Genomic DNA, 21672 nt, shown 5'->3' with positions numbered 1-21672 from the left:
CCCGTGCCCGCCCCGCCGCCCGGGGCGGGCACCCGGCCGCCTGCCACCGCGCCGCTGCTGGTCGCCTGCGCGCTCGGCGTCGAACGGTTCGCGCTGACCCGCCGCACCGGCCCCGCCGTCGGCCCGGGGCCCGTGACGGTGCTCCGCACCGGCATGGGCCCCGCGGCCGCCCGCGGTGCCCTGGCGCGGGCGCTGCGGGACGAGCCGGTGCCGGGCGGCACCGCCGTGGTCGCTGCGGGGTTCTGCGCCGGGCTGCTGCCCGGGATGCGCCCCGGCGACCTGATCCTCGCCGAGGAGACCCGCGACGCCGCCGGCCGCACCCCGTGCAGCGGGAACACGCCGCTCGCCCGGGCCCTGGCGGAGCTCGGCACCGTGCACACCGGCCCGATCGCCGGATCCGGCCACGTCGTGCGCGGGGGTCGGCGCGACGCGCTGCGCGGCACCGGAGCGGTCGCCGTGGACATGGAGTCCGCCGCGACGCTGGCCGCCGCCGTCCGTGGCGCCCCGGACCGCCCGGTGACCGCCGTACGGGTGGTGGTGGACGCTCCCGGCCACGAGCTGCTGCGGATCGGGACGCTGCGGGGAGGAATATCGGCATTCCGTGTCCTGTGCACCCTGCTGCCGGCGCTCCTCGCCTGGCACCGATCCCTGCCGCTCTCCCGGAGGTGAGCCGCCATGGCCATGCCGCTCCGCCAGACCGTCCGCATCGGCACCTACCTGGCCCAGCAGAAGCTCCGCAGGCGGGACAAGTTCCCGCTGATCGTCGAACTGGAACCGCTCTACGCCTGCAACCTGGCCTGCGAGGGATGCGGCAAGATCCAGCATCCGGCGGGCGTGCTCAAGCAGCGCATGCCGGTCGCGCAGGCGGTCGGTGCGGTCCTGGAGTCGGGCGCGCCGATGGTGTCGATCGCGGGCGGCGAGCCGCTGATGCACCCGCAGATCGGCGAGATCGTGCGGCAGCTCGTCGCGCGCCGCAAGTACGTCTTCCTGTGCACCAACGCCATGCTGCTGCGCAAGAAGATGGATCTCTTCACGCCGTCGCCGTACTTCGCGTTTGCGGTGCACATCGACGGGCTCCGCGAGCGCCACGACGCCTCGGTGGCCAAGGAGGGCGTCTTCGACGAGGCGGTGGCCGCGATCAGGGAGGCCCAGCGGCGCGGCTTCCGGGTCACCACCAACTCGACGTTCTTCAACACCGACACCCCGCAGACCGTCGTGGACGTGCTCGACTACCTCAACGACGAGCTGCGGGTCGACGAGATGATGATCTCGCCCGCCTATGCCTACGAGAAGGCCCCCGACCAGGACCACTTCCTGGGCGTCGAGCAGACCCGCGCGCTCTTCCGGAAGGCGTTTGCGGGCGGCAACCGCCGCCGCTGGCGGCTCAACCACAGCCCGCTCTTCCTCGACTTCCTGGAAGGCCGGGCCGACTTCCCCTGCACCGCGTGGGCGATCCCCAACTACTCCCTCTTCGGCTGGCAGCGCCCCTGCTACCTGATGAGCGACGGCTATGTGGCCACCTATCGCGAGCTGGTGGAGGAGACCGACTGGGAGGCGTACGGCCGCGGCCGCGACGCGCGGTGCGCCAACTGCATGGCGCACTGCGGGTACGAGCCCACCGCCGTGCTGGCGACGATGGGCTCGCTCAGGGAGTCGCTGCGGGCCGTGCGCGAGACCGTGGGCGGCTCGAAGGCGTGAGACGCTCGCCGCCCGGCGCGCTCAGTCCTCGAGCAGGCGGGCCCGGAGCCGTTCGCGCGTCCCGTCGGCCAGCTTCAGGCCCTCCCCGAGGTAGCTCTCGACCCCGCCCCACGTCTCCTCGATGGCGTCGTACGCCGCAGCGAGGTAGGCGGGGCGGGCGTCGAAGAGCGGCGCCAGCAGCTCCATCACCTCGGGCGACAGCCCGCCCTCCGCGCCTTCGGAACGGTGCACCTTGTAGCGGCGGTGCGGGGAGTTCGACGTGAGGTAGTCCGCCTCTATCGCCTCCCGGTCCACGCCGACCGCGAGCAGCGTCACGGCGACGGAGAGGCCCGCACGGTCCTTGCCCGCGGCGCAGTGCATGAGGGCGGGCAGGCTGTCCTCGGCCATGGCGTGCAGCACCCGGCTGTGCTCGCCCGTCCGGTGCCGGATGATCGACCGGTACGAGGCCGTCATCCGGCCGGCGGCCTGCCCGTCCGAGAGCGCCCGGCGCAGCTGCGCCATGTCCCCGTCCCGCACCATCCGCCAGAACTCCGCGCCCTCCGCCGGATCCGTCAGCGGAATGTTGACGTTGCGGACGCCCGGCAGCCGGGCGTCCGGCCCCTCCAGTGCCTGGTCGGCCGCGTTGCGGAAGTCGAAGACCGTGTGCAGCCCCAGCCCGCCGAGGAACTCCACGTCCTCCGCGGTCGCGTGCGCCAGATGGCCGCTGCGGAACAGGACGCCCGGACGCACCCGGCGCCCCTCGGCGGCCGGCAGCCCGCCCACGTCGCGGAAGTTGCGCACCCCGGTCAGCTTCGGCTCGGCGGACTGCTGCGTCACATGCGCTCCCTGAGGGTCGGGCCCGGCCCGGTGGGCGGTCGGCGGATGGCTCGATTCCGGCCCTCCCGACGATACGGCACTCGCACAGGGGTTCACGTTCCGTGGCGAGGCATATACCGTACGGGCATGCGTGCCGATTCAGACATCCCGGGCTTAGAGCCTGTCCGGTGGACCTTCGAGGGTCGGCCCGCGGCGCCGGATGCACGGGGTCTCCCCAGGTCCGCCAGGGCCGCGGGGACGCATCGCACGGCGGAGGATCGCAGCGCGTGCTCGTCGTACGCGCGCGAGGCGGCGAGGTGGGGGCGCCCCCGTGCCCGAAGGGCCACGGGGGAGAGGTGCCGCAGCCGTCGTCGCGGGCCCGGGAAGATCCGCCGGGCAGGTACTGGGTCGCTGCGTTCCGGACGACTCCTCGGCGTCGTTCCGCCGCCCGGCGGCCGCTGTCCGTCGCCGGGTCAACTCGTGCACACCACACCGGGGTTGCGCTCCCCATGCTTCCCCTCTCGAAGCCTCGGGCGTCACCCGATCGGGTCTGGCGAGGGTGGCGAACGGCGCGGAGACGACTCTGTGTGGTTGCGGGGGCGTATAGCGTGACGGTTCTCCGCTGTCCCGCCTTCCCCCGAGTCCCCGAGGACGTTGCCCATGCCTGACCTCGCCGACGCCCTGCGCCCCCTCGTGGAGGCGGCGCTGGTGTGCGCGCTGGTCGCACTGTCCCTGCGGCTGCGTACCCTGCGCCGGCTGCGCCGCGAACTGGCGGAGTCCCGCGCGGAGGTACGAGCCGGACAGGACGAACTGGCCCGATACCGGGCCAGTGTGCTGCCCGACGCGCTCGCCGAGGCCCACCAGCAGGCGGAGGAGGCGACACAGGGCCTGCTGCGCTCGGTGGCCCGCACGGTGCAGGGGCTCGCCAACAGCCAGCAGAAGAAGATCACCGACATGCTGCGGCGCCACGACGACCCCGACTTCGTCGAAGACCTGCTCGTCGTCGACCACACCAACGCCCAGATCCTTCGCCGGTCCGCCGGCATCACCGTGGTCTGCGGCTCCTGGCCCGGGCGCCAGCACGACGCCACCCCGCTGGTCGACGTGGTGCGCGGCGCGGTGGGCCGCATCCTGGACTACCGGCGCGTCCAGCTCGTGCGGGTGGAGGACGGCAGGGGCGTCGTCGGCCGCGTGGTCGAGGGGCTCGTCCTCACGCTCGCCGAACTGCTGGAGAACGCCACCCGTTACTCCAACCCCAGCACGCTGGTGCAGGTGCACGTCCAGCTCACGCACCACGGGCTGGCCGTCGTCATCGAGGACGCCGGCATCGGGCTCAACCCGGCCGAGCGGGAACGCGTCGCCCGCGTCCTCGCTCCCGACGGGCCCGCGCCGGACCTGACCGGACTCGGCAACCCGCCGCACTTCGGACTGGTCGTGTGCGCCCTGCTGGCCCGCCGCTACGGCTTCACCGTGCACGTCGACGGGAGCTCCGCCTTCGGCGGCGTCCGCGCCGTGGTGAACCTGCCCAGCGAACTGCTCACCGACGCCCTCCCGCCGCCCGGCCACGACGACGCGGCCGTCCCCGCCGTGGCCCCCTCGGCACCCGCACCGCCCCCGCAGCGCACCGCCCCCTCGGCACCCGCACCGCCCCCGCAGCGCACCGCCGCCGCGGACCCGCCCGTCACCGCCGTCGGACTGCCCCGGCGCGTCCCCCGCACCGACGGCGAGGGGCCGCCCGCACCCCCGCCCGGGCCGCCCGCCACGGCGGGCCCCGACCCGTCCCCGGCGCCGCTCGGCGGCTTCCTCCGCGGCAGCCGGGCCGCCCGCCATGCACGACCGACCACCGAAGGGAACCCAGAGGCATGACCGACAACCGTGACGCCTGGATGCTCCGCCAGGTACTGGACCAGCCCGGTGTGCTCGATGCGATCCTCGTCTCCGCGGACGGCCTCCTGCGGGCCTTCTCACCCGGCCTGGAACGGGACGACGCCGAGACCGTCGCCGCGGCCCTGGCCGGCGTGCAGGCGACCAGCCGGGCCACCGCGCGGTTCTGCCGGGCCGGAGAGGACTCCTGGGAGCAGTCCCTGGTGCAGTTCGGCGGTGGCTTCGTGCTCACCGTCCGGGCCGGGGAAGGCATGTTCATGTCCGTCGCCACCGGCGCCGACGCCGACATCGAGGCGGTCGCCTACCGCATGCACCAGGTCGTCGGGCAGATGGGCCGGGAGCTGGTCAGCCCGCCCCGGCAGAGCGTGGGCAGTCCACGGTGAGCCGCCCGCGCCGCCGTGCGGACCTGGTCCGCGCCTACGTCATCACCGGCGGCCGGGCCCGGCCCACCCGCAACACCCACGTGCTGGACGTGGTCACCCTGGTGACGGCGACGCCCGACCGCACCACCGCCGGGCTGGCGCCCGAGCAGCGGGCGGCCGTGGACATGGTGCGCGGCGGCTTCCTCTCGGTCGTCGAACTCGCCAGCCACCTCGGGCAGCCGCTCACCGTGACCCGCGTCCTGCTCTCCGACCTGCTGGACACCGGCCACCTGGTCACCCGGCTGCCGGAGGCCCGGACACCGGAACACCTCAGCGAGGTGCAGATCCTGGAACGCGTCCTGGCCGGCCTCCACGCCCTCTGAGCCGCGACAGGCCGCGCCTCCCCGCGCCCCCGTCCGCCGCCCCCACCAGCCCCACCGCACGCCGCACCTGGAGCCTCCGTGACGACCCCACACCACCCCGCGACCGCGCCGCGGACCGGCGGCCGCTGTCCGGTGGCGGCCCCGGCCCTGCACGGCCCCCGCTTCGCCGCCGACCCCGACGCCGCCTACGCGGCGCTGCGCGACCGCGGCCCGGCCCACTGGGTCGAACTCGCCCCCGGTGTCGAAGCCGTCCTGGTCACCGACTACGACGTCGCCCTGTACGTGCTGCGCAGCCCCTGGTTCAGCCGGGACGCCCGCCGCTGGGCCGCCATGGCCGAGGGACGGGTGCCCTTCGACAACCAGGTGGTCCCGATGATGGGCTGGCGGCCCAGCCTGCTCTTCGCCGACGGGGAACGCCATCTGCGGCTGCGCACCTCCGTCGACGACACCCTGGCCCGCGTCAACCCGCACCGGCTGCGCCGCTACGTCCAGCGCAGCGCCGTCGCGCTCATCGACTCCTTCGGCCCGGACGGCGGCGCCGACCTGGTCGGCGGTTACGCGGACCGGCTTCCCGTGCTCGTCCTCGCCCAGCTCTTCGGCTGCCCCGACGAGATCGCGACCCGGATGGCCGCCGCCTTCGGCAGCATGATCGACGCCGAACCGGCCGCCGCCCAGCAGGGCAGCGCCGACCTCGCCCGCTGCCTCGGCGACCTGGTGGCCGCCAAACGCCGCACCCCGGGCGCCGACGTGACGTCCTGGCTGCTCAACCACTCCGCGGCGCTGAGCGACGAGGAGACCATCCACCAGCTGGTGGCGCTGCTGGGCGCCGGCACCGCCCCGCAGTCCGCGTGGATCTCCACCTCCGTGCTGCTGCTCCTCACCGACGACCGGTTCGGCCACGACCTCACCGGCGGCAGCCTCACCGTCGTCGACGCGCTGAACGAAGTGCTGTGGACCCGGCCGCCGATGTCCAACTACTGCTTCCACTACGCCGTCGCCGACCAGGTCCTCCGGGACGTCCGCGGCCGCGAGTTCGCGGTGCCGCCCGGCGTTCCGGTGCTGGTCTCGCACGTCGCCGCCAACACCGACCCGGCGGTCGCCGCGCACGGCGCGCTCGCCGCCAACCACTCCCACCTGGCCTTCAGCGCCGGCCCGCACCTGTGTCCCGCGAAGGACATCGCCGGCGTCATCGCCGAGGCCGCGATCGAGACGCTGCTCGACCTGCTGCCCGAGATGGAGCTGGCCCTCCCGCCCGACCGGCTCACCTGGCGTCCCGGGCCGTTCCACCGCAGCCTCGCCGCGCTCCCCGTCGTCTTCCCCGGCACCGCTCCCCGCAGACCGCCGGACGTCGCGCCCCGATGACCCCGTGGGCGTGATCGCGTACCGTCGCGGCCAGGAGCCGGCCGCCACCGCGCAGGACGGAGAACGCATGGACGCCACCGTGGACTTCACCCCCGCCACGGACGACACGCCCGTGGCCACGTACACCTGGCTGCCGTCGGCCGGGAGCCCCCGCGCACTGGTGCAGATCGCGCACGGCGCGGCCGAACACGCGGCCCGCTACGACCGGTTCGCCCGCCACCTGACCGACCACGGCTACGCGGTGGTCGCCTCCGACCACCGCGGACACGGCCGCACCGCCGACCACACCGGCGGCCTGGGCGTCGCCGGGCCCGGCGGCTGGCGCGCGGTCGTCGACGACCTGCACACCGTCGGGCGGCGCGCGCGGTCCGCGCTGCCGCCGGACCTGCCGTACGTGCTGCTCGGGCACAGCATGGGCTCCCAGCTGGCCCGCGACTTCGCCCAGGAGTACGGCGGCGACCTGGACGGACTGATGCTGTCCGGCACTTTCCGCTCCCTGCCCGGCTGCGAGACGCAGAGCGCGGCCGAACGGCTGCGCGGTGAGGTCGAGGAGCAGGGGCGGGACGCCCTGTCGGACTTCGTCCCGTCGCTGTTCGGCTCCTTCAACGACCCCTACCTGCACCGCACCGGCTTCGAATGGCTCTCCCGCGACGAGGCCGAGGTCGACGCGTACGTCGCCGACCCGCGGTGCGGCTTCCCGTTCAGCGCCGGACTGTCCCTGGACTGGGTCCTGGCCGTGCGCCGGATCAACGATCCCGCACGTCTCGCCCGCATTCCCCGCGACCTCCCCGTGCACGTCGCCGTCGGCGACCGCGATCCGTGCCACGGAGGCATGACGCTGGTGTACGAACTGCTGGAGGACTTCCGCTACCTGGGCACACGGGACCTGACCTGGCGGGCGTACCCCGAGGCGCGGCACGAGATCCTCAACGAGATTCACCGCGACGAGGTGCAGGCCGACCTGCTGGCCTGGCTGGACGCGCACACCGCCCGCTGAACCGCTCGGCCGGCGTACACCCGCGCCGGCCGGGGAGACCCGGTCGGACCGGGAACACCGCTCAGGCAGTCGCCCAGTGCGCCACGATCTCCTCCGCGGGTGCCGGGCGCGCGTAGTACCAGCCCTGCGCGGTGTCGCAGCCCAGCTCGCGCAGCTGCGCCGCCTGCGCCTCGGTCTCCACGCCCTCCACGGTGACGCGCAGTCCCAGCGCGTGCGCCAGCGACACGATGCCGCCGACGAAGGTCACGTCGACCGGGTCCGCCGGATGCTGCTGGAGCCCCTGGGTGAAGGAGCGGTCCAGCTTCAGCGTCGTCGCCGGCAGCCGCCGCAGGTTGGCCAGGTTGGAGTAGCCGGTGCCGAAGTCGTCCAGGGCGATGTCGACGCCCATCTCGGCGAGCTGGCGCAACGGCTTGAGTTCGTCCTCGTCGGCGCCGATCAGAGCGCTCTCCGTGACCTCCAGACAGAGCGACGCGGGGGTGAGGCCGGCCCACTCCAGCACGGCCACGGTGTCCTGCACCAGGTCGGGATGGTGCAGCTGCCGGGGCGAGAGGTTCACGTTGACCCGGATCGGTTCGCTGTCCGCCGCCCGGCCGCCCAGCAACGGGTGGGCACACCAGTCGCACGCCTGCCGCACCGCCTGCTCCAGCACCCAGCGGCCCAACGGCACGATCAGCCCGGTGTGTTCGGCCAGCGGGATGAAACGGTCCGGCCCCAGCAGGCCGTGCACCGGGTGCCGCCAGCGCACCAGCGCCTCGGCGCCGGTCAGCCGGCTGTCGCTCATCCGTATCAGCGGCTGGTACTCGAGGAAGAACTCGCCGCGCTCCAGCGCACCGGGCAGGTGGTTGGTGAGGCTGTGCCGGTCGATCGCGCGGGCGTCGGAGACCGGGTCGGCGATCTCGTACCGGTTGCCGCCCGAGTCCTTGGCCCGGTACATGGTGATGTCCGCGCTGCGCAGCACCTCCGCGGGGCCCAGTTCGCCGCTGCTGCCCTCCACGATGCCGATGCTGGCCCGGACCGACAGGTCGCGGCCGTCGACGGTGATCGGCGTGGCCAGTGCGGCCAGCGCCTGCCGGGCCAGCTCGGTGACCTCCTCGCGGCCGGAGGGGTTGGAGATCAGGGCGACGAACTCGTCCCCGCCGATCCGCCCCACCAGATGGTTGGGCGCCGCCGCGCAGGACTGGAGGCGCTCGGCCACGGACACCAGCAGCTGGTCGCCGACCGCGTGTCCCAGGCTGTCGTTGACGGCCTTGAACCCGTCGATGTCCAGGTAGAGCAGGCCGAACCTGCCGCTGCGGCTCTCGTCGCCACGCCCCGTCGGTCCCGTGCCGGCCAGCACGCGCTCCAGCCGCTCCGCGAACAGCGTCCGGTTGGGCAGGCCGGTCAGCTCGTCGTGCGTCGCCTCGTACCGCAGCCGCAGGTGCAGCAGGCGCCGTTCGGTGATGTCCTCCATCAGGGCGAGCTGGTAGCGGGGCTCGCCCTCGGCGCCGCGCAGCAGCGAGACGGTGAGGTTCGTCCACAGCACCGTGCCGTCCGGCCGGTGGTACGGCTTCTCCACCCGGAAGTGGTCCCGCTCGCCGCGCACCAGCTCCCGGTGCATGCGCCACACCTCGGGCGCGTCGCTGGGATGCACCCACTCGCTGACGTTCCGCCGCCGCAGCTCGTCCTCGGAACAGTTGAACATGCGGGCCAGCGCGCCGTTGACGTCGCGGATCCGCCCGTCCATGTCGGCGATGCCGATACCGATGGTGGCGTCCTTGAAGACCGTGCGGAACCGCGTCTCGCTGGTGTGCAGCGCCTCCTCGACGGCTGCCTGAGCGGCCAGTGCCGCCCGGGACAGCGCCTCCTGCTCCGAACGCGTCCGCTCACGGAGCGCCTTGGCGAACCCGGCGGCGACCGCGTGCTGCAGGCGGGAGCAGCGGGCACGGCCCTCCTCCACCGGCAGCGGGGTGTCCGCGGCGCTGTAGAGCACGAGGTACGACTCCACCACGCCGAGGATCTGCGGCAGCGCGTCCGGGGCGGTGCAGTGCGCCGCCACCAGCGCCTCCCCGACCTCGCGGCCGGGCGCGGGGGTGAAGGGATGCGCGTGCAGCGCATCGCCGAGCCGGACGGCGAGCGGATGGAGGTAGTCCTCGAACTCCGCGCGCGTCATCGAGGTCGCCGTCGCGGGGTAGACCGCACGGCTCCAGATGGTCGCGAAGCGCCGCAGCCCGTCGGCCGCGGTCCCCTTCAGCTGCGGCGCGGGATTCACCCGGCATGCTCCGGCTTGCGGCCCACCCCGGCGAATCCGCTGAACATCACCGGGTCCTCCTGGTCCGTGGGCGAGTCCGGGCGCCACCGGGGCATCGCCACCAGGCCCGGCTCCACCAGGTCCCAGCCCTCGAAGAACCGCGCCACGTCCGCCTCGGAACGCATCAGCAGCGGAGAACCGATACGGCGGTAGACGTTCGAGGTGCCCTCGCCGCGGTCCGCGACCTTGTACTCGCCGTCGCCGGAAGCGTGGGTGATCACCAGCATGCTGCCGGGCGGAAGCGCGTCCCGCAGCTCCGCGACCGCCTTCCACGGCTCGTCCCGGTCCTCGATGAAGTGCAGCACCGCGACCAGCAGCAGCACCACCGGTCTGTCCAGGTCGAGCAGCCGCTCCACCTCGGGGCTGTGCAGGATGTCGCGCGGCGCACGGAAGTCGGCGGACACCACGTCCGTCCGGTCGTTGTCCTGGAGCACCGCCCGGCTGTGTGCCACCGCGACCGGGTCGTTGTCCACGTACACCACCCGCGCCGCGGGGTCCGCCTGCTGGGCGACCTCGTGCACGTTGCCGAAGGTGGGGATGCCGGAACCGATGTCGAGGAACTGCGTCAGGCCCTGGTCGACGGCGTACCGGATGGCGCGGCGCATGAACGCCCGGTTGGCCTGCATCACCTTGGGCAGCCCCGGCCAGGCCTCGATGGCCTTGCGGCCCGCCTCCCGGTCGACCTCGAAGTTGTGCGAACCGCCCAGGTAGTAGTCGTAGATGCGGGAAACGCTCGGGACGGTCAGGTCTATGCCCTGCGGGGCCCACGCGGGACGTTCCATCAAGGTCTCCAGCTCTTCTTCGGCTCGGCGGTCCGGACGCCAGGCTACTGACCGCGCGGGGCGGGGGCGAGGAATCGACGCCTCAAAGGCTGGATCTTGTCACGAAGTCGAGCAGACCGGATCCCCTGTGGAGGAAACTCCGTGTGAGGCTTGCCCCTTGTGTTCCGTTCTCCCCACTCCAGCGCGCGGCCACGCGCGCCGCGGAAGCCCAGGTTGCGGGCACACGCGGTTCTCTGACGCCGCGTCGGACACGGCGGTGCGGCATCTGGGGGGATCAGGAGCCGAGTTCGAGCACCGTCTTCACGCCCCCGGGCTCCCGCTCGGTGAAGGCGTCGGCGAAGGAGTCCAGCGGCACCCGCCGCGTGATGACGCGCTCCAGCCAGTCCCGGTCGCCCCCGGCGAGCGCGGCCGCCGCCTGCCGGAAGTGGTCGCGGTGTGCGTTGACCGAACCGACCACCACCGCGTTGTCCAGCACCAGTTCGGTGTTCAGCTCACCGGCGTCGATGCGCAGCGTGCGGCCGGAGGGGGACAGCCCCGTCAGGCAGAGCACGCCGTACGGGCCCAGGGACCGCATCGCCCCGAACGCCACCGAGGGAGCGCCCGTCGCCTCGATCACCACGTCCGGCCGTACCCGCTCCATCACCGCGGTCACGTCGTCGCTGTGGTACGTCGCCCCCAGTTCCCGGGCCAGTTCCGGCTTCCGCCCCTCCTCGGCGCGGTCCAGCACGTGCACGGTCAGCCCCCGCTGCCGGCCCAGCAGCGCCGCCAGCAGCCCGACCGGCCCGGCGCCCGTCACCAGCACCGACTCCGGGGCGAACCACGAGCGGTCCCCGATGCGCTGCACCTGGTCCCAGGCCTTGGCCACGACCGTCGTCGGCTCCAGCAGCGCCCCGACCCGCTCCAGCCCCGGCGACAGCCGCACCGCGTAGGCGGGGTCGACCGTCCAGAGGGTGGAGGCGTAGCCGTCCAGGTCCTTGATGCCGCGTTCGCCGTACCGGCCGTTGCGGCACATGTCCACGAAGCCGTGTGCGCACGCCCCGCACGGCACCGGGTCCGGGCGGCGCACCATCCCCACCACCAGTTCGCCGGGCACGAAGCCCGAGCCCTCGGGCGCCCTGCGGACCTTGCCGAGTGACTCGTGCCCGATGAGCAGCCGGTCCCCACCCGGCGGGGCGCTGCCGTGCGCGCCGGAGACGATCTCCCGGTCGGTGCCGCACACGCCGATCGCGACACCCTCCACCAGCAGCTCACCGGGCGCCGGTTCGGGATCCGGCCGTTCCTCGACGCGGAGGGAACCCTCCCGGCCGGGTACGACGGTCAGTGCCCGCATGGCGGCTCCACGACGGCGTCGGCAGGTGCTGTCACGACAGCGTGGTACCTCGGCGCGGTCGGATGAAACCGGGCGCCCCCGGGGGCTCACCCAGCGGTTCCCCTGCTGTGACACTCCGTGGGTGCGGCACTCCGCTGGGGCCGCACCCGCGTGTGCCCTCACTTTCCGGCGCGCGGGTGGACACTGGCCTCAGGGGCGGAAGCGGGCGCGACGCGGACGCGAGGCGGTGAGCAGGGTGCGGCACGGTGAGCGGCGCAGGCGGGGCCCCAACCGGCGCGCCACCCGCGCCCCGGTGCCCCGCTCGCGCTCCGGCGCGGTGGGGCGCCGCCGGGAGCGCACCGGGACGGAGCCCGTCACCGCGCGCAGCGCCCTCGGGCTGCGGCTGCTGCTGTCCGCGGTGTTCCTTCCCGTCTTCCTCGCCGCCACCGCCCTGTTCTGGTACTGGACCGCCGTCAGCGGCCCGCAGGACGTTCCGGACAGCGGGTCGCTGCGCGTGCTGGCCGTCGCCTGCGCGGTGCTGTCCGTGCTGGCGCTGGTGGACCTGGTGGCCGTCCTGCGCCGCCGCCACCGCGAGCATCCGCGTCTGCCGCCACCCCGCTGACCTGCGCCGCAACCCTCCCGCCACCAGGGCCACCATCCGGACGCGGGCCAATCCACCGGTACGCCTCCCGCGGCGTTTCCGCCCGGCGGGCACGGGTACCGCGGACGGCATGAACGACCCCGAAACGACCGAGAACGGTGCCCCTGCTGGAGGCCGGACCCCTCCGGAGGGCCGGGCGACGGAGTCCGGGGAGAGGGCCGAGTCGCCCGAATACCGGGAGCCGCGCGTCGTGGACGAGCCGGCCGACCCCGGTGCGGCCCCCGAGGACGAGGGCATCCCCGACCTCCAGGACGGCACCCCGGAGGCGCAGCGGGCCGAGGACCCGCAGCAGATGCCCGTGCCCGGCGAACGCCCGGTCGCCGCCGAGAGCTTCGGTACCACTCCCGCCGAGCAACTGGAGGGCGAGTCGCTGGACGACCGCCTCGCCGAGGAGGAACCCGACGTGGGCGTCGGCGGAGCCGACCGGCCCGCCGCGCCCGAGGACACCACCACCGCGGAGGCCGGTCAGCTCAGCGACGACCCGCTGCCCGGCACACGGCCCGCCAACCAGGACAGCTTCGCCACCGAGTCGGACGCCGAGGGTCTGTCCGGTGAGGAGTCCGCGGTCCACGTCTCCGACGACGACGCGGACGACCTGGGGCTGCGCTTCGACGAGGACGAGCCCGGCGGCGGCCCGCCGCCGCGTGGCTGACCCGCCGGGAGGCCCCGGCCCGCCCGGCGTTCCGCCTCAGATGCCGACCCCGCGCCCGCGCAGATAGGCCAGCGGGTCGATGTCGGAGCCGTAGCCCGGGCCGGTGCGCACCTCGAAGTGCAGGTGCGGGCCCGTGGAGTTGCCCGTCGAGCCGGAACGGCCCAGTCGTTGGCCCGCGTTGACGTGCTGCCCGGACGACACCGAGATCGCCGACAGATGCGCGTACTGGCTGTAGCGGCCGTCGTCGTGCCGGAGCACCACCTGGTAGCCGTACGCGCCCGCCCATCCCGCGGACACCACGGCTGCGCCGGAGACGGCCCGCACGGTGGTGCCGGTGGGCACGGGGAAGTCGACGCCGGTGTGGTATCCGGAGGACCAGCCGCTGCCCGAGGCCCGGTACGGGGTCCCGGTGTGCGCCCCCGCCACCGGCGACACGGCCTTCGGCGACGCGGCCTTCTCGGCCCTCGATTCCGGCTTCGGCTTCGGCTTCGGCTTCGGTTTCGCCTCCGGCTCGGGTTTCGGGGCGGGCTTCTCCGCCTGTTGCTTCTGCTGCTCCGGCTTCTCCGCCTGCTGCTTCTCCGGCTCCGGCTTCTCCGCCCGCTGTTCGCGCTGCTCCGGCTTCGCCTCGGGCGCGGACGCGGCCCGGTCCTCCAGGCTCAGCCGCTGCCCGGGGAGGATGAGGTCCGGGTCGCCTCCGACGACGTCCCGGTTGCGGTCGTAGAGAGCGGGCCAGCCGCCGTCCACGTCGTGCGTGCGGGCGATGGACGACAGACTGTCGCCGCCCACCACCTCGTACGAGGTGGCCTGGCTGCGGCGTTCGGCCCGGGCCGCCGCCGCGCGTTCCGCGCGTTCCGCCCGGGTCCGCGAGGCCTCCGTGGACTCCGCCTTCGTCTGCGGTTCCGCCTCGGTCGTCGTCGCCGCGTCCGCGCCGCCGGCCGGCCGGGCGTCGTCCGCCCCGAGTCCGGCCCGCGGCCCGCAGGTGGGCCAGGCCTGCTCCCCCTGCCCTTCCAGCACCTTCTCGGCCACGGCTATCTGCTGGTCCTTCGTGGCCTGGTCGGCGCTGGGCGCGTAGCGGGTGCCGCCGTAGGCCTCCCAGGTGCTCTGGGCGAACTGGAGCCCGCCGAAGTACCCGTTGCCGGTGTCGATGTGCCAGCGGCCGCTGCTCTCGCACTCGGCGACCCGGTCCCAGGTGTCCTCCGCGGCGGCGTGACCGGCGCCGGCGGCCACGAGCGGCAGAGCGAGACCGGCGCCGCCGGCCGTGACTCTGAGTGAGGTGCGGGAGACGGGGCCGGGCCGGTAGCGGCGGTGGCGTCCACGTGCGGGCATGAGTGTCCTCCCCACGCCGGCGGGGCGGCGTCGGTGTCGCGACGGATGAAGCGGGTGCCGCGGCCCCGGCGGGGGAGCGGCGTGGCGGGCACCGCGTCACTGGTGCCCGAAGCGCACCCCCTCCCAGGGAAGGCCGGTGACCTCGGGGTCCGCGCGCCGGCCCGGGCGTCTGCCGGGCGCGGCCTCCTCGATCACCGGCTCGGCCTCCCCGGCGCGCACGATCCAGCGCAGCAGCGCCTGCCGCAGCCGGTCGGCGACCTCGCGGTGCGAGGGGAGGCCCGCCAGGTTGTCCAGCTCGTACGGGTCGGCGTGCAGGTCGTACAGCTCGGACTCCACGTAGCGGGTGGCCGAGGCGTCGTGCCACGGGTGCGCGTCCGGCGCGGCGACCGCGTACTTCCAGCGCGCGGTCCGCACCGCACGCCCCACCTGCGACTCGCTGATCTGCACGAACACCTCCTCCGGACGGCCCGGGTCGGTGCCGCCCCCGACCAGCGGCAGGAACGACCGTCCCTGCACGGAATCCGGCACCGGCACGCCGCAGGCGTCCAGCAGGGTCGGCATCAGGTCCAGGGTGCTCACCGGGCGGCGGATCAGCCCGCCGCCGTCGAATCCCGGACCGGTCAGTGCCAGCGGAACCCGTACCGACGCGTCGTGCGCGCTGCGCTTGTACTCGGCGTTCCGGGTGCGGAAGTGGCTGCCGTGGTCCGCGGTGTAGGCGACGATCGTGTCGTCGGCGATGCCCAGGCTGCGCAGGGCGTCGCGCAGCCGCCCGAGGCCCTCGTCGATCCGGGCGATCTGCCCCAGGTAGCCGCCGAGGTGGCGGTGCGGTCCGCCGTACCGGGCGCCGGGGCCGAGTGCGGCCAGGTCCGGTGGCAGCCAGCGGCCGGTGAACCGCTCCGCGTACCCCTCCGGTGCCGGGTAGTCGTCGGTGGCGTTCTGGTGGTGGGGCTCCAGCAGCGAGAGGAACAGCAGGAACGGCCGGTCGTGGTGGTCGGCGAGGAACCGTACGGAGGCGTCGACCAGCGCGTCGGACCGGTAGCCGGGCAGCCGCACCGGCGCGCCGTCGCCGTCGTAGACCACCGTGCGGTAGGCGTCGGAGGTGAACTCCAGGATCTCGCTGGCCAGCCAGCTCTCGTAGCCGGCACGGTACTTCGGCGGCACGGGGCCGTGGCCGGAGGCCTCCGCCGCCAGGTGCCACTTGCCGATGTAGCCCGTGGCGTACCCGGCGTCGCCGAGGCAGCCGGCCAGGGTGGGCAGTGCCGGGTCCAGCGCCAGGCCGTTGCGGAAGACGCCGGTGGCGGTCGGGAACATCCCGGTCTGCAGCGCGGCGCGGGCGGGTGCGCACACCGGCTGCGGGGTGATCGCGTGCTCCACGTGGGTGCCGGTGCGTGCCATCCGGTCGAACACCGGGGTGGCACCTGCCGGATTGCCGTGCGCGCCCGTGGTGTCCCAGCGCTGCTGGTCGGTGAGGACGACGACCACGTTCGGCGGGCGGCGGCTCACAGTTCGATGCCCCGTGCCCGTGCGTACCGGCGGGCCGCCCGCTCGGCGTCCGCCTCGTCGGGATAGACCTCGCACACGAGCCCTTCGCCTCCGGTCAGGTTGTGTTCCAGTTCGTACAGGCGGAGTTCGGTGCCGTCCGCCAGCAGGAAGGCGTGTTCGTACAGCGAGCACCACAGGCGCAGGCCGGGAGGGCAGGCGCGCGGCCGCGGCACGTGCACGATGTCGTGGCCGCGGGCGTCGGCCAGCAGCCGCAGCGTCTCCTCACCCGGCCGGTCGGGGTTCTCGGCCCTGCGTAACAGGCGGCGCGCGTGCCCCGGGGAGTCCTCCAGCGACCAGGGTCGGGACCGGGTGACCTCCTCCAGCAGCAGGTCCTCGATGTCGCCGGGGGCGCCGAGGGAGCCCGGCACGTCCAGAAGATCGAGGGCGTCCAGGGCGTCCAGGGCGTCCAGGGCGTCCAGGGCGTCGAGGGGGTCGGGGTCGTCCAGCTCGTCGAAGGACTCGGGCCCTGTGGAGTGCGGGCGGAGGGTGTCCGTGCCGGGTGGGGAGGGGCGGTCGTCCCCGGTCCCGGCCGAGCGCGGGCCGGGAACCGGGCCGCCGCCGTGCACGCGCCGCTCGGAGCGGCGCAGGGCGTCCTCGGTCTCGTATATCTCGAACCGCGGGCCCCGTGGTCCGCCGTCGCCGGCGGGGTCCTCCTCCTGGGGTGCGCCCACCTGCCACAGCTCCCACAGGGTCTGGACGCCCCCGTCCGCCAGCAGGAAGGTGTGCCGGGCCCGGCCGCACCGCACCCCCGCAGGGGGCGCGGTCTCCGTGTCCGGCTCACCGGCGCCGCCGGCCGCACCGGTCGCAGCGCCGCCGCCGGCCTCGTCCCCGCGGCCGGTGTGCGGCATGTCGATCCGGCACAGCACGGCACCGGACAGCCGTTCGAGGACCTCGTCCGAGACGTCGAAGGGGTTCTGTGCGCGCGCCAGCAGCATCCGCAGATGCCCTTCGGGCGACGCGTCCAGTGTCTCGCCCATGTGCGGAACCTCTCCTGTCCGAAGGCCGCTCCCGGCCGACGTCCGCTTCCCGCGGGCACTCACCGTAGCGTCCCGAACGCGTTCCGGGGGTGTGATTCGCCGGAAACCGGCGTCCTCCGAGGAGAATCCGGCCCGCACTGCGCAGACAGATGATCTGAGCGGGTGAGGGTGGGCGCGCCACGCCGCGCCGCGCCCGGCCGGCCGCTCGGCGCGCGCCTAGCCTGCGGGCGTCGTCGTCCCGCGGAGGTGTGCCCGTGTCCCTGCTGACGCGTACCCGTGTACGTCGCGCCGTGCTGAGCGCCGTCCTCTGCGGCGGACTGCTGGCCGGTGCCGGAGCGGTGGTGGCCGACGGCGGCAACCGCCTGCCCGTCGCCCTGGCCGTCCCGCGCACCGACGTGTTCGCCGCCGCCGCGTCCCGGCCCGCCGACGGTCCCGGCCTCACCTTCCTCCTGGTCGGCCTCGACAAGCGCGCCGGACTGAGCAAGGCCGAGAAGCGTCGCCTCCACGTCGGGGGCGAGCCCTGCGACTGCACCGACGTCATGATGCTGGTGCACGTCTCGGAGGACCGCGAACGCGTCAGCGTGATCAGCATTCCCCGCGACTCCTACGTCTCCTTCGCCCGCCCCGACGACGCCCCTCCGCTCACCGGCACGCCGGTGCCGGCGGCAGGAAAGATCAACGGCGCGTACAAACTGGGCGGCCCCGAACTGACGGTCCGCACCGTCGAGAAGGCGACCGGGGTCCGCGTCGACCACTACCTGGAGGCCGACTTCCGCAGCTTCGTCGAGGCCGTCGACGGCCTCGACGGCGCCACCGTGTGCACGGACGAGCCGATGCGCGACATCAACTCCGGTCTCGACCTGCGGCCGGGCACCCACCACCTCGACGGGCGGCGCTCGCTCCAGTACGTGCGCGCCCGCCACATCCCGCCGTCCGGGGACCTGGGCAGGATGCGCCGCCAGCAGCACTTCCTCGCCGAACTGGTCGACACCTTCGCCGACCGGGGCGTGCTCGACGACCCCGTCGCTCTCGCCCGCACCGCCGGGACGCTGCTGACCACGCTCCGGGCCGACGCGGAGCTGACCACCGCACGCCTGCTCGTCCTCGGCCGCGCGCTGCGCGACCTGGACAGCGGGGACACCGCGTTCGCGACCGTGCCCCTCGCCGACTTCGACCACCGCGTGCCGGGCTGGGGCTCGACGCTCGTCTGGGACGAGGACCGCGCGCGCCGGCTCTTCGACGCCGTCCGCGAGGACCGTCCCCTCACGGACGAGGAGGCGTACGCCCTGCCCGCCCCCGGCGTCCCCGTGGCCTGGGCGCCCTCCGACGTCCCCGTGCGTGTCCAGGGCGGGCCGGCGGCGGAGGGGGAGACCCGGCGGGTCGCGCGGGCCCTGCGCGGCAACGGATTCGACGTCCGCGCGCGTGCGTCCGCCGCCGCGGAGGCCCCGGCGCCGGCTGATGCCTCGGCCGGCGTTCCCGGGACGACCGAGATCCGCTTCCGGCCGGCCGACCGGCGCCGGGCCGCCTCGCTGGCGGCGGCCCTCCCGGACGCCGTGCTCCGCCCGGTGCGCGGACACGGCCGCGTGCTGGAGGTGCGCGTGGGCCGGGCCGGAACCCGCGTGGTGCCCGTCGTGCACGACCGCAGCAGCGTCCAGGGAGCCCCCGCGAAGGGTGACATCCTGGACTGTGACGGCAACGGCTGACTTCCGGGAACACGGCAGGTATGCGAGGCGCCGATCGTGGGACCCGGCAGGTCGCGACCGCTCCCCGAACCGGCGACCGGAAGGGGTGGGAGCCATGGCCCCGACGACCCCGACGACCCGGATCCGCCTGTGGCGCTGGCGCGCGAACCCGCTGCGGCGCCGCTCCGACCAGGTCGAGGCGTGGGTGCTGCTGCTCGCCCTCGTGGCCGGAGTCGTCGGCGGGGCGCTGGCCACCCTCGTCACCTGGGGCGTCGCGCGCGGCACGGCAGAGGATCAGCGCACCGAGCGGCTCCGGGTCTCCGCGGTGGTCATGGAGGACGCGGACCCGCAGAGCCGCGAGACCTTCTACAAGGCTCCGGGGGCCGACACCTCGCGGGTGCCGGTCCGCTGGACCGCGCCCGACGGCACGGTGCGCAGCGGTTCGGCGGAGGTACCGGACGGCAGCAGGGCCGGGACCTCGGTGCCGCTGTGGGTGGCGCCCGACGGCAGCCAGACCGCGCCACCGGCGGGGGCGGCCATGGCCGCTCTCCAGTCCGGCATCTGCGCGGCGCTCGCCGGCGGCGCGGTCGTCGCCCTCGTCTGCGTCGCGCAGGCCACCGTCCGCGGCGGCCTGGACCGCCGGCGCGCCCGCCAGTGGGAACGCGAGTGGGCCCGCGTCGAACCCCAGTGGCGCCCCCGCACGCCGTAGCCCCGGCGGCGGGACGCGGCGTACGAAGGCCCGGGAGGGTCAGGTGTGGGCCGTCGCCGTCCAGACGGCCGCGATGCGCGCCGCGAGCCGCGCGTTGCCGCGGACCGCGGCGACGTTGGCCTCCAGCGCCGCGCCGTCCGTGTGCCGGACCAGGTGGTCCAGCAGGTACGGCGTGACGTCCTGCCCCGTCACCCGGTCCCGCTCGCACGCCGCGAGCGCCTCCGCCAGCACCCGGTCGTGCAGCTCCGGGTCGAGTTGCTGCTCCTGCGGCACCGGATTGGCTACGACCAGTGCCGTGCAGGGCCCGCCCAGCGACTCCTGCGCCCGCATGGCGCCGACGACCGTGCGCGCGTCGTGCGCCGTCCAGTCCACCGGCTCGCCCGAGCTGGTGAGGTAGAAGCCCGGGAACGCGTCCGTGCCGTAGCCGATGACCGTGACGCCCAGGGTCTCCAGCCGTTGCAGCGTCGCCGGCACGTCGAGGACGGACTTCGCGCCCGCGCACACCACCGTGATCCGTGTCGAGGCGAGCATCCGCAGGTCCGCCGACTCGTCCTGGGTCTGCGTCCACCCGCGGTGCACGCCGCCCAGGCCGCCGGTCGCGAAGACCCGGATGCCGACCTTGGAGGCGAGGAACCCGGTGCCGGAGACGGTCGTGGCGCCGCTCGCGCCCTCGGCGATCGCCGGCGCCAGGTCGCGATGGCCCAGCTTGCGCATCTTCTCGTCGCCCGCGACCCGTTCCAGTTCCGCCTCGTCCAGCCCGACGTGCACGCGCCCGTCGAGCACCGCGACGGTCGCCGGCACGGCTCCGCCGTCGCGTACGAGCTGCTCCAGTTCCCGGGCCACCTCGAGATTGCGCGGGCGCGGCAGGCCGTGCGCGATGATCGTCGACTCCAGAGCGACCACGGGGCGCCCGTGCGCCATCGCGTCCCGCACCTCGTCCGCCAGCAGCAGGGTCATCCCGGCCTCCGTCCGTATACGGTCGTCTTATGTGCCGATCTATCAAGACACTCCGTCCCCCGTACGCCGAGTCCGTAACCGAGGACGAGATGCGTGCAGCCGCTTTGCAGTACGTGCGGAAGATCTCCGGCTTCCGCGCGCCCGCCTCGCACAACAGCGACGCATTCGACGCAGCAGTGGACAAAGTGACCGACGCGACGCGTGAGCTGCTCGGTTCCCTCGTGGTGAAGGGCCGCTGAGCCGGGCGACCCGCCGCGCCGGCGCCCTCAGCCGTCGGGATCGCTCCGGGCCCGGCTGGGCTGCACCCGTTTCGGCTCGCCCGGCGCCTTCGGGTGGTCCGGCGGGTACGGCATGTCGCCCGCGCCCCGGTCCCGCTCGTGCCGGTCGGCCAGCTCCAGCACCGCGTCCAGCCGGCACACGTGCCGTTCCATGTCCGCGTGCACGTCCCCGACCCGCGCGTACCGCTCCGGCATGGTCGCCAGGTCGAAGTCCTCGGGCCGCGCGTCGGCGACCTCGTCCCACTCCAGTGGAGCGGAGACCTGGGCGCGCGGGTGGGGCCGCACGGAGTAGGCGCTGGCGATGGTGCGGTCCCGTGCCGTCTGGTTGTAGTCGACGAAGATCCGTTCGCCGCGCTCCTCCTTCCACCAGTTCATCGTGATCCGCTCCGGGTTCCGCCAGGACAGCTCGCGGCCGATCGCGATCGCCGCCCGCCGCACGTCGGTGAAGGTCCACTCGGGCTCGATGGGCACGAACACGTGCAGCCCGCGACCGCCGGAGGTCTTGGGCCAGCCGCGCAGGCCCAGCTCCTCCAGCAGGGGACGCAGCTCGCCGGCCGCCCACACCGCGTCCCGGTAGTCCGTGCCGGGCTGCGGGTCGAGGTCGATGCGCAACTCGTCGGGACGGTCGGTGTCGCCGCGCCGCACCGGCCAGGGGTGGAACGTCAGGCAGCCCAGGTTCGCCGCCCACACCACGGCGGCCTCCTCGGCCGGGCAGATCTCGTCCGCGTGCCGCCCGGAGGGGAAGGAGATGCGCGCGGTGGGAATCCAGTCGGGCATGCCCTTGGGCGCCCGCTTCTGGAAGAACGACTCGCCGGTGACGCCGTCGGGGTGCCGCTGCAGCGTGGTGGGCCGGTCCCGCAGCGCGCGCAGCGCCCCGGCCCCGACGGTCCGGTAGTACGTCGCCACGTCCAGCTTCGTGAAGCCGCGTTCGGGGAAGTACACCTTGCCCGGGTTGGTGATCCGCACCGTGCGTCCGCCGACGTCCAGTTCCTGTGCCTCGCCCATGACAGCACGCTAGAACCCCCGGCG

At 74.4% G+C, this 21672-nt stretch carries 21 protein-coding genes; 12 read left to right on the top strand and 9 right to left on the bottom strand.

Going from position 1 to position 21672, the window contains the following annotated elements; all coding sequences use genetic code 11:
• Positions 1-3 precede the first annotated feature (3 nt).
• On the top strand, positions 4-669 hold the full coding sequence (locus RM572_RS22755; protein WP_311675275.1) for a phosphorylase family protein: 666 nt from the start codon (positions 4-6) through the stop codon (positions 667-669).
• 6 nt (positions 670-675) lie between these two features.
• Complete coding sequence (gene hpnH, locus RM572_RS22750) at positions 676-1698, top strand: adenosyl-hopene transferase HpnH (protein ID WP_027762268.1); 1023 nt, start codon at positions 676-678, stop codon at positions 1696-1698.
• 21 nt (positions 1699-1719) lie between these two features.
• Here the strand turns inward: hpnH and RM572_RS22745 are convergent, their stop codons facing one another.
• Positions 1720-2514 carry a tyrosine-protein phosphatase gene (locus RM572_RS22745; RefSeq protein ID WP_311675274.1) on the bottom strand — a complete coding sequence of 265 codons (795 nt, stop codon included), beginning with the start codon at positions 2512-2514 and terminating at the stop codon, positions 1720-1722.
• 639 nt (positions 2515-3153) lie between these two features.
• Here RM572_RS22745 and RM572_RS22740 point away from each other — a divergent pair.
• The 5 genes from RM572_RS22740 to RM572_RS22720 all read left to right on the top strand — a co-directional run bounded on the left by RM572_RS22740 (position 3154) and on the right by RM572_RS22720 (position 7481).
• Positions 3154-4359 (top strand): sensor histidine kinase, encoded by a 1206-nt coding sequence (locus tag RM572_RS22740; protein WP_311675273.1) that lies wholly within the window; start codon positions 3154-3156, stop codon positions 4357-4359.
• Positions 4356-4760, top strand: coding sequence for a roadblock/LC7 domain-containing protein (locus RM572_RS22735; RefSeq protein ID WP_311675272.1), 405 nt, complete (start codon positions 4356-4358; stop codon positions 4758-4760). Before RM572_RS22740 ends, RM572_RS22735 begins: the two co-directional genes overlap by 4 nt.
• Complete coding sequence (locus RM572_RS22730) at positions 4757-5122, top strand: DUF742 domain-containing protein (protein ID WP_311675271.1); 366 nt, start codon at positions 4757-4759, stop codon at positions 5120-5122. The genes RM572_RS22735 and RM572_RS22730 overlap by 4 nt, the downstream gene beginning before the upstream one ends.
• Positions 5123-5200: 78 nt before the next feature.
• On the top strand, positions 5201-6484 hold the full coding sequence (locus RM572_RS22725) for a cytochrome P450 family protein (RefSeq protein ID WP_311675270.1): 1284 nt from the start codon (positions 5201-5203) through the stop codon (positions 6482-6484).
• 67 nt (positions 6485-6551) lie between these two features.
• Positions 6552-7481, top strand: coding sequence for an alpha/beta hydrolase (locus RM572_RS22720; RefSeq protein ID WP_311675283.1), 930 nt, complete (start codon positions 6552-6554; stop codon positions 7479-7481).
• A 61-nt stretch (positions 7482-7542) separates the two neighbouring features.
• Here the strand turns inward: RM572_RS22720 and RM572_RS22715 are convergent, their stop codons facing one another.
• The 3 genes from RM572_RS22715 to RM572_RS22705 all read right to left on the bottom strand — a co-directional run bounded on the left by RM572_RS22715 (position 7543) and on the right by RM572_RS22705 (position 11880).
• The gene (locus RM572_RS22715; protein WP_311675269.1) at positions 7543-9729 is read right to left on the bottom strand and encodes a putative bifunctional diguanylate cyclase/phosphodiesterase; all 2187 of its coding nucleotides are present in this window, start codon (positions 9727-9729) and stop codon (positions 7543-7545) included.
• Positions 9726-10550: an SAM-dependent methyltransferase gene (locus RM572_RS22710; protein ID WP_311675268.1), complete on the bottom strand. Its 825-nt coding sequence runs from the start codon at positions 10548-10550 to the stop codon at positions 9726-9728. Before RM572_RS22710 ends, RM572_RS22715 begins: the two co-directional genes overlap by 4 nt.
• Positions 10551-10824: 274 nt before the next feature.
• Complete coding sequence (locus RM572_RS22705) at positions 10825-11880, bottom strand: glucose 1-dehydrogenase (RefSeq protein WP_311675267.1); 1056 nt, start codon at positions 11878-11880, stop codon at positions 10825-10827.
• Between the two features lie 226 nt (positions 11881-12106).
• On the opposite strand from RM572_RS22705, the gene RM572_RS22700 reads away from it, so the two are divergent.
• On the top strand, positions 12107-12481 hold the full coding sequence (locus RM572_RS22700; protein ID WP_394813680.1) for a DUF6343 family protein: 375 nt from the start codon (positions 12107-12109) through the stop codon (positions 12479-12481).
• A gap of 109 nt (positions 12482-12590) precedes the next feature.
• Positions 12591-13172: a hypothetical protein gene (locus RM572_RS22695; protein WP_311675266.1), complete on the top strand. Its 582-nt coding sequence runs from the start codon at positions 12591-12593 to the stop codon at positions 13170-13172.
• Between the two features lie 36 nt (positions 13173-13208).
• Here RM572_RS22695 and RM572_RS22690 read toward each other — a convergent pair whose 3' ends face one another.
• From RM572_RS22690 to RM572_RS22680, 3 genes are all read right to left on the bottom strand, one after another.
• Positions 13209-14498: a transglycosylase family protein gene (locus RM572_RS22690; protein WP_311675265.1), complete on the bottom strand. Its 1290-nt coding sequence runs from the start codon at positions 14496-14498 to the stop codon at positions 13209-13211.
• A 96-nt stretch (positions 14499-14594) separates the two neighbouring features.
• A complete protein-coding gene (locus RM572_RS22685; protein WP_311675264.1) occupies positions 14595-16001 on the bottom strand; it encodes a sulfatase-like hydrolase/transferase in 1407 nt (468 codons plus the stop codon).
• On the bottom strand, positions 15998-17017 hold the full coding sequence (locus tag RM572_RS22680) for a DUF6227 family protein (RefSeq protein ID WP_311675263.1): 1020 nt from the start codon (positions 17015-17017) through the stop codon (positions 15998-16000). The genes RM572_RS22685 and RM572_RS22680 overlap by 4 nt, the downstream gene beginning before the upstream one ends.
• 254 nt (positions 17018-17271) lie before the next feature.
• On the opposite strand from RM572_RS22680, the gene RM572_RS22675 reads away from it, so the two are divergent.
• Positions 17272-18720 (top strand): LCP family protein, encoded by a 1449-nt coding sequence (locus RM572_RS22675; protein WP_311675262.1) that lies wholly within the window; start codon positions 17272-17274, stop codon positions 18718-18720.
• Positions 18721-18814: 94 nt separating this feature from the next.
• A complete protein-coding gene (locus RM572_RS22670; protein WP_311675261.1) occupies positions 18815-19408 on the top strand; it encodes an Rv1733c family protein in 594 nt (197 codons plus the stop codon).
• A 39-nt stretch (positions 19409-19447) separates the two neighbouring features.
• Here RM572_RS22670 and RM572_RS22665 read toward each other — a convergent pair whose 3' ends face one another.
• Positions 19448-20365, bottom strand: coding sequence for a pseudouridine-5'-phosphate glycosidase (locus tag RM572_RS22665; protein ID WP_311675260.1), 918 nt, complete (start codon positions 20363-20365; stop codon positions 19448-19450).
• Between the two features lie 29 nt (positions 20366-20394).
• Between RM572_RS22665 and RM572_RS22660 the strand changes: the two genes are divergently transcribed.
• On the top strand, positions 20395-20604 hold the full coding sequence (locus RM572_RS22660) for a DUF2277 domain-containing protein (RefSeq protein ID WP_027762282.1): 210 nt from the start codon (positions 20395-20397) through the stop codon (positions 20602-20604).
• Between the two features lie 27 nt (positions 20605-20631).
• Here the strand turns inward: RM572_RS22660 and ligD are convergent, their stop codons facing one another.
• Positions 20632-21648 carry a non-homologous end-joining DNA ligase gene (gene ligD, locus RM572_RS22655; RefSeq protein WP_311675259.1) on the bottom strand — a complete coding sequence of 339 codons (1017 nt, stop codon included), beginning with the start codon at positions 21646-21648 and terminating at the stop codon, positions 20632-20634.
• Positions 21649-21672 lie beyond the last annotated feature (24 nt).

The organism is Streptomyces hazeniae (assembly GCF_031845485.1).
GTDB lineage: Bacteria > Actinomycetota > Actinomycetes > Streptomycetales > Streptomycetaceae > Streptomyces > Streptomyces hazeniae.
Note: the sequence above shows the minus strand (reverse complement) of the source record. Positions and strands in the feature narration are given on the sequence as shown.

Bases quoted from the DNA above. Each gene is read 5' to 3' on its own strand.
- hpnH (WP_027762268.1), top strand. From the start codon at position 676: ATGGCCATGCCGCTCCGCCAGACCGTCCGCATCGGCACCTACCTGGCC.
- RM572_RS22740 (WP_311675273.1), top strand. From the start codon at position 3,154: ATGCCTGACCTCGCCGACGCCCTGCGCCCCCTCGTGGAGGCGGCGCTG.
- RM572_RS22735 (WP_311675272.1), top strand. From the start codon at position 4,356: ATGACCGACAACCGTGACGCCTGGATGCTCCGCCAGGTACTGGACCAG.
- RM572_RS22720 (WP_311675283.1), top strand. From the start codon at position 6,552: ATGGACGCCACCGTGGACTTCACCCCCGCCACGGACGACACGCCCGTG.
- RM572_RS22710 (WP_311675268.1), bottom strand. From the start codon at position 10,550: ATGGAACGTCCCGCGTGGGCCCCGCAGGGCATAGACCTGACCGTCCCG.
- RM572_RS22705 (WP_311675267.1), bottom strand. From the start codon at position 11,880: ATGCGGGCACTGACCGTCGTACCCGGCCGGGAGGGTTCCCTCCGCGTC.
- RM572_RS22695 (WP_311675266.1), top strand. From the start codon at position 12,591: ATGAACGACCCCGAAACGACCGAGAACGGTGCCCCTGCTGGAGGCCGG.
- RM572_RS22690 (WP_311675265.1), bottom strand. From the start codon at position 14,498: ATGCCCGCACGTGGACGCCACCGCCGCTACCGGCCCGGCCCCGTCTCC.
- RM572_RS22680 (WP_311675263.1), bottom strand. From the start codon at position 17,017: ATGGGCGAGACACTGGACGCGTCGCCCGAAGGGCATCTGCGGATGCTG.
- RM572_RS22670 (WP_311675261.1), top strand. From the start codon at position 18,815: ATGGCCCCGACGACCCCGACGACCCGGATCCGCCTGTGGCGCTGGCGC.
- RM572_RS22665 (WP_311675260.1), bottom strand. From the start codon at position 20,365: ATGACCCTGCTGCTGGCGGACGAGGTGCGGGACGCGATGGCGCACGGG.
- RM572_RS22660 (WP_027762282.1), top strand. From the start codon at position 20,395: ATGTGCCGATCTATCAAGACACTCCGTCCCCCGTACGCCGAGTCCGTA.
- ligD (WP_311675259.1), bottom strand. From the start codon at position 21,648: ATGGGCGAGGCACAGGAACTGGACGTCGGCGGACGCACGGTGCGGATC.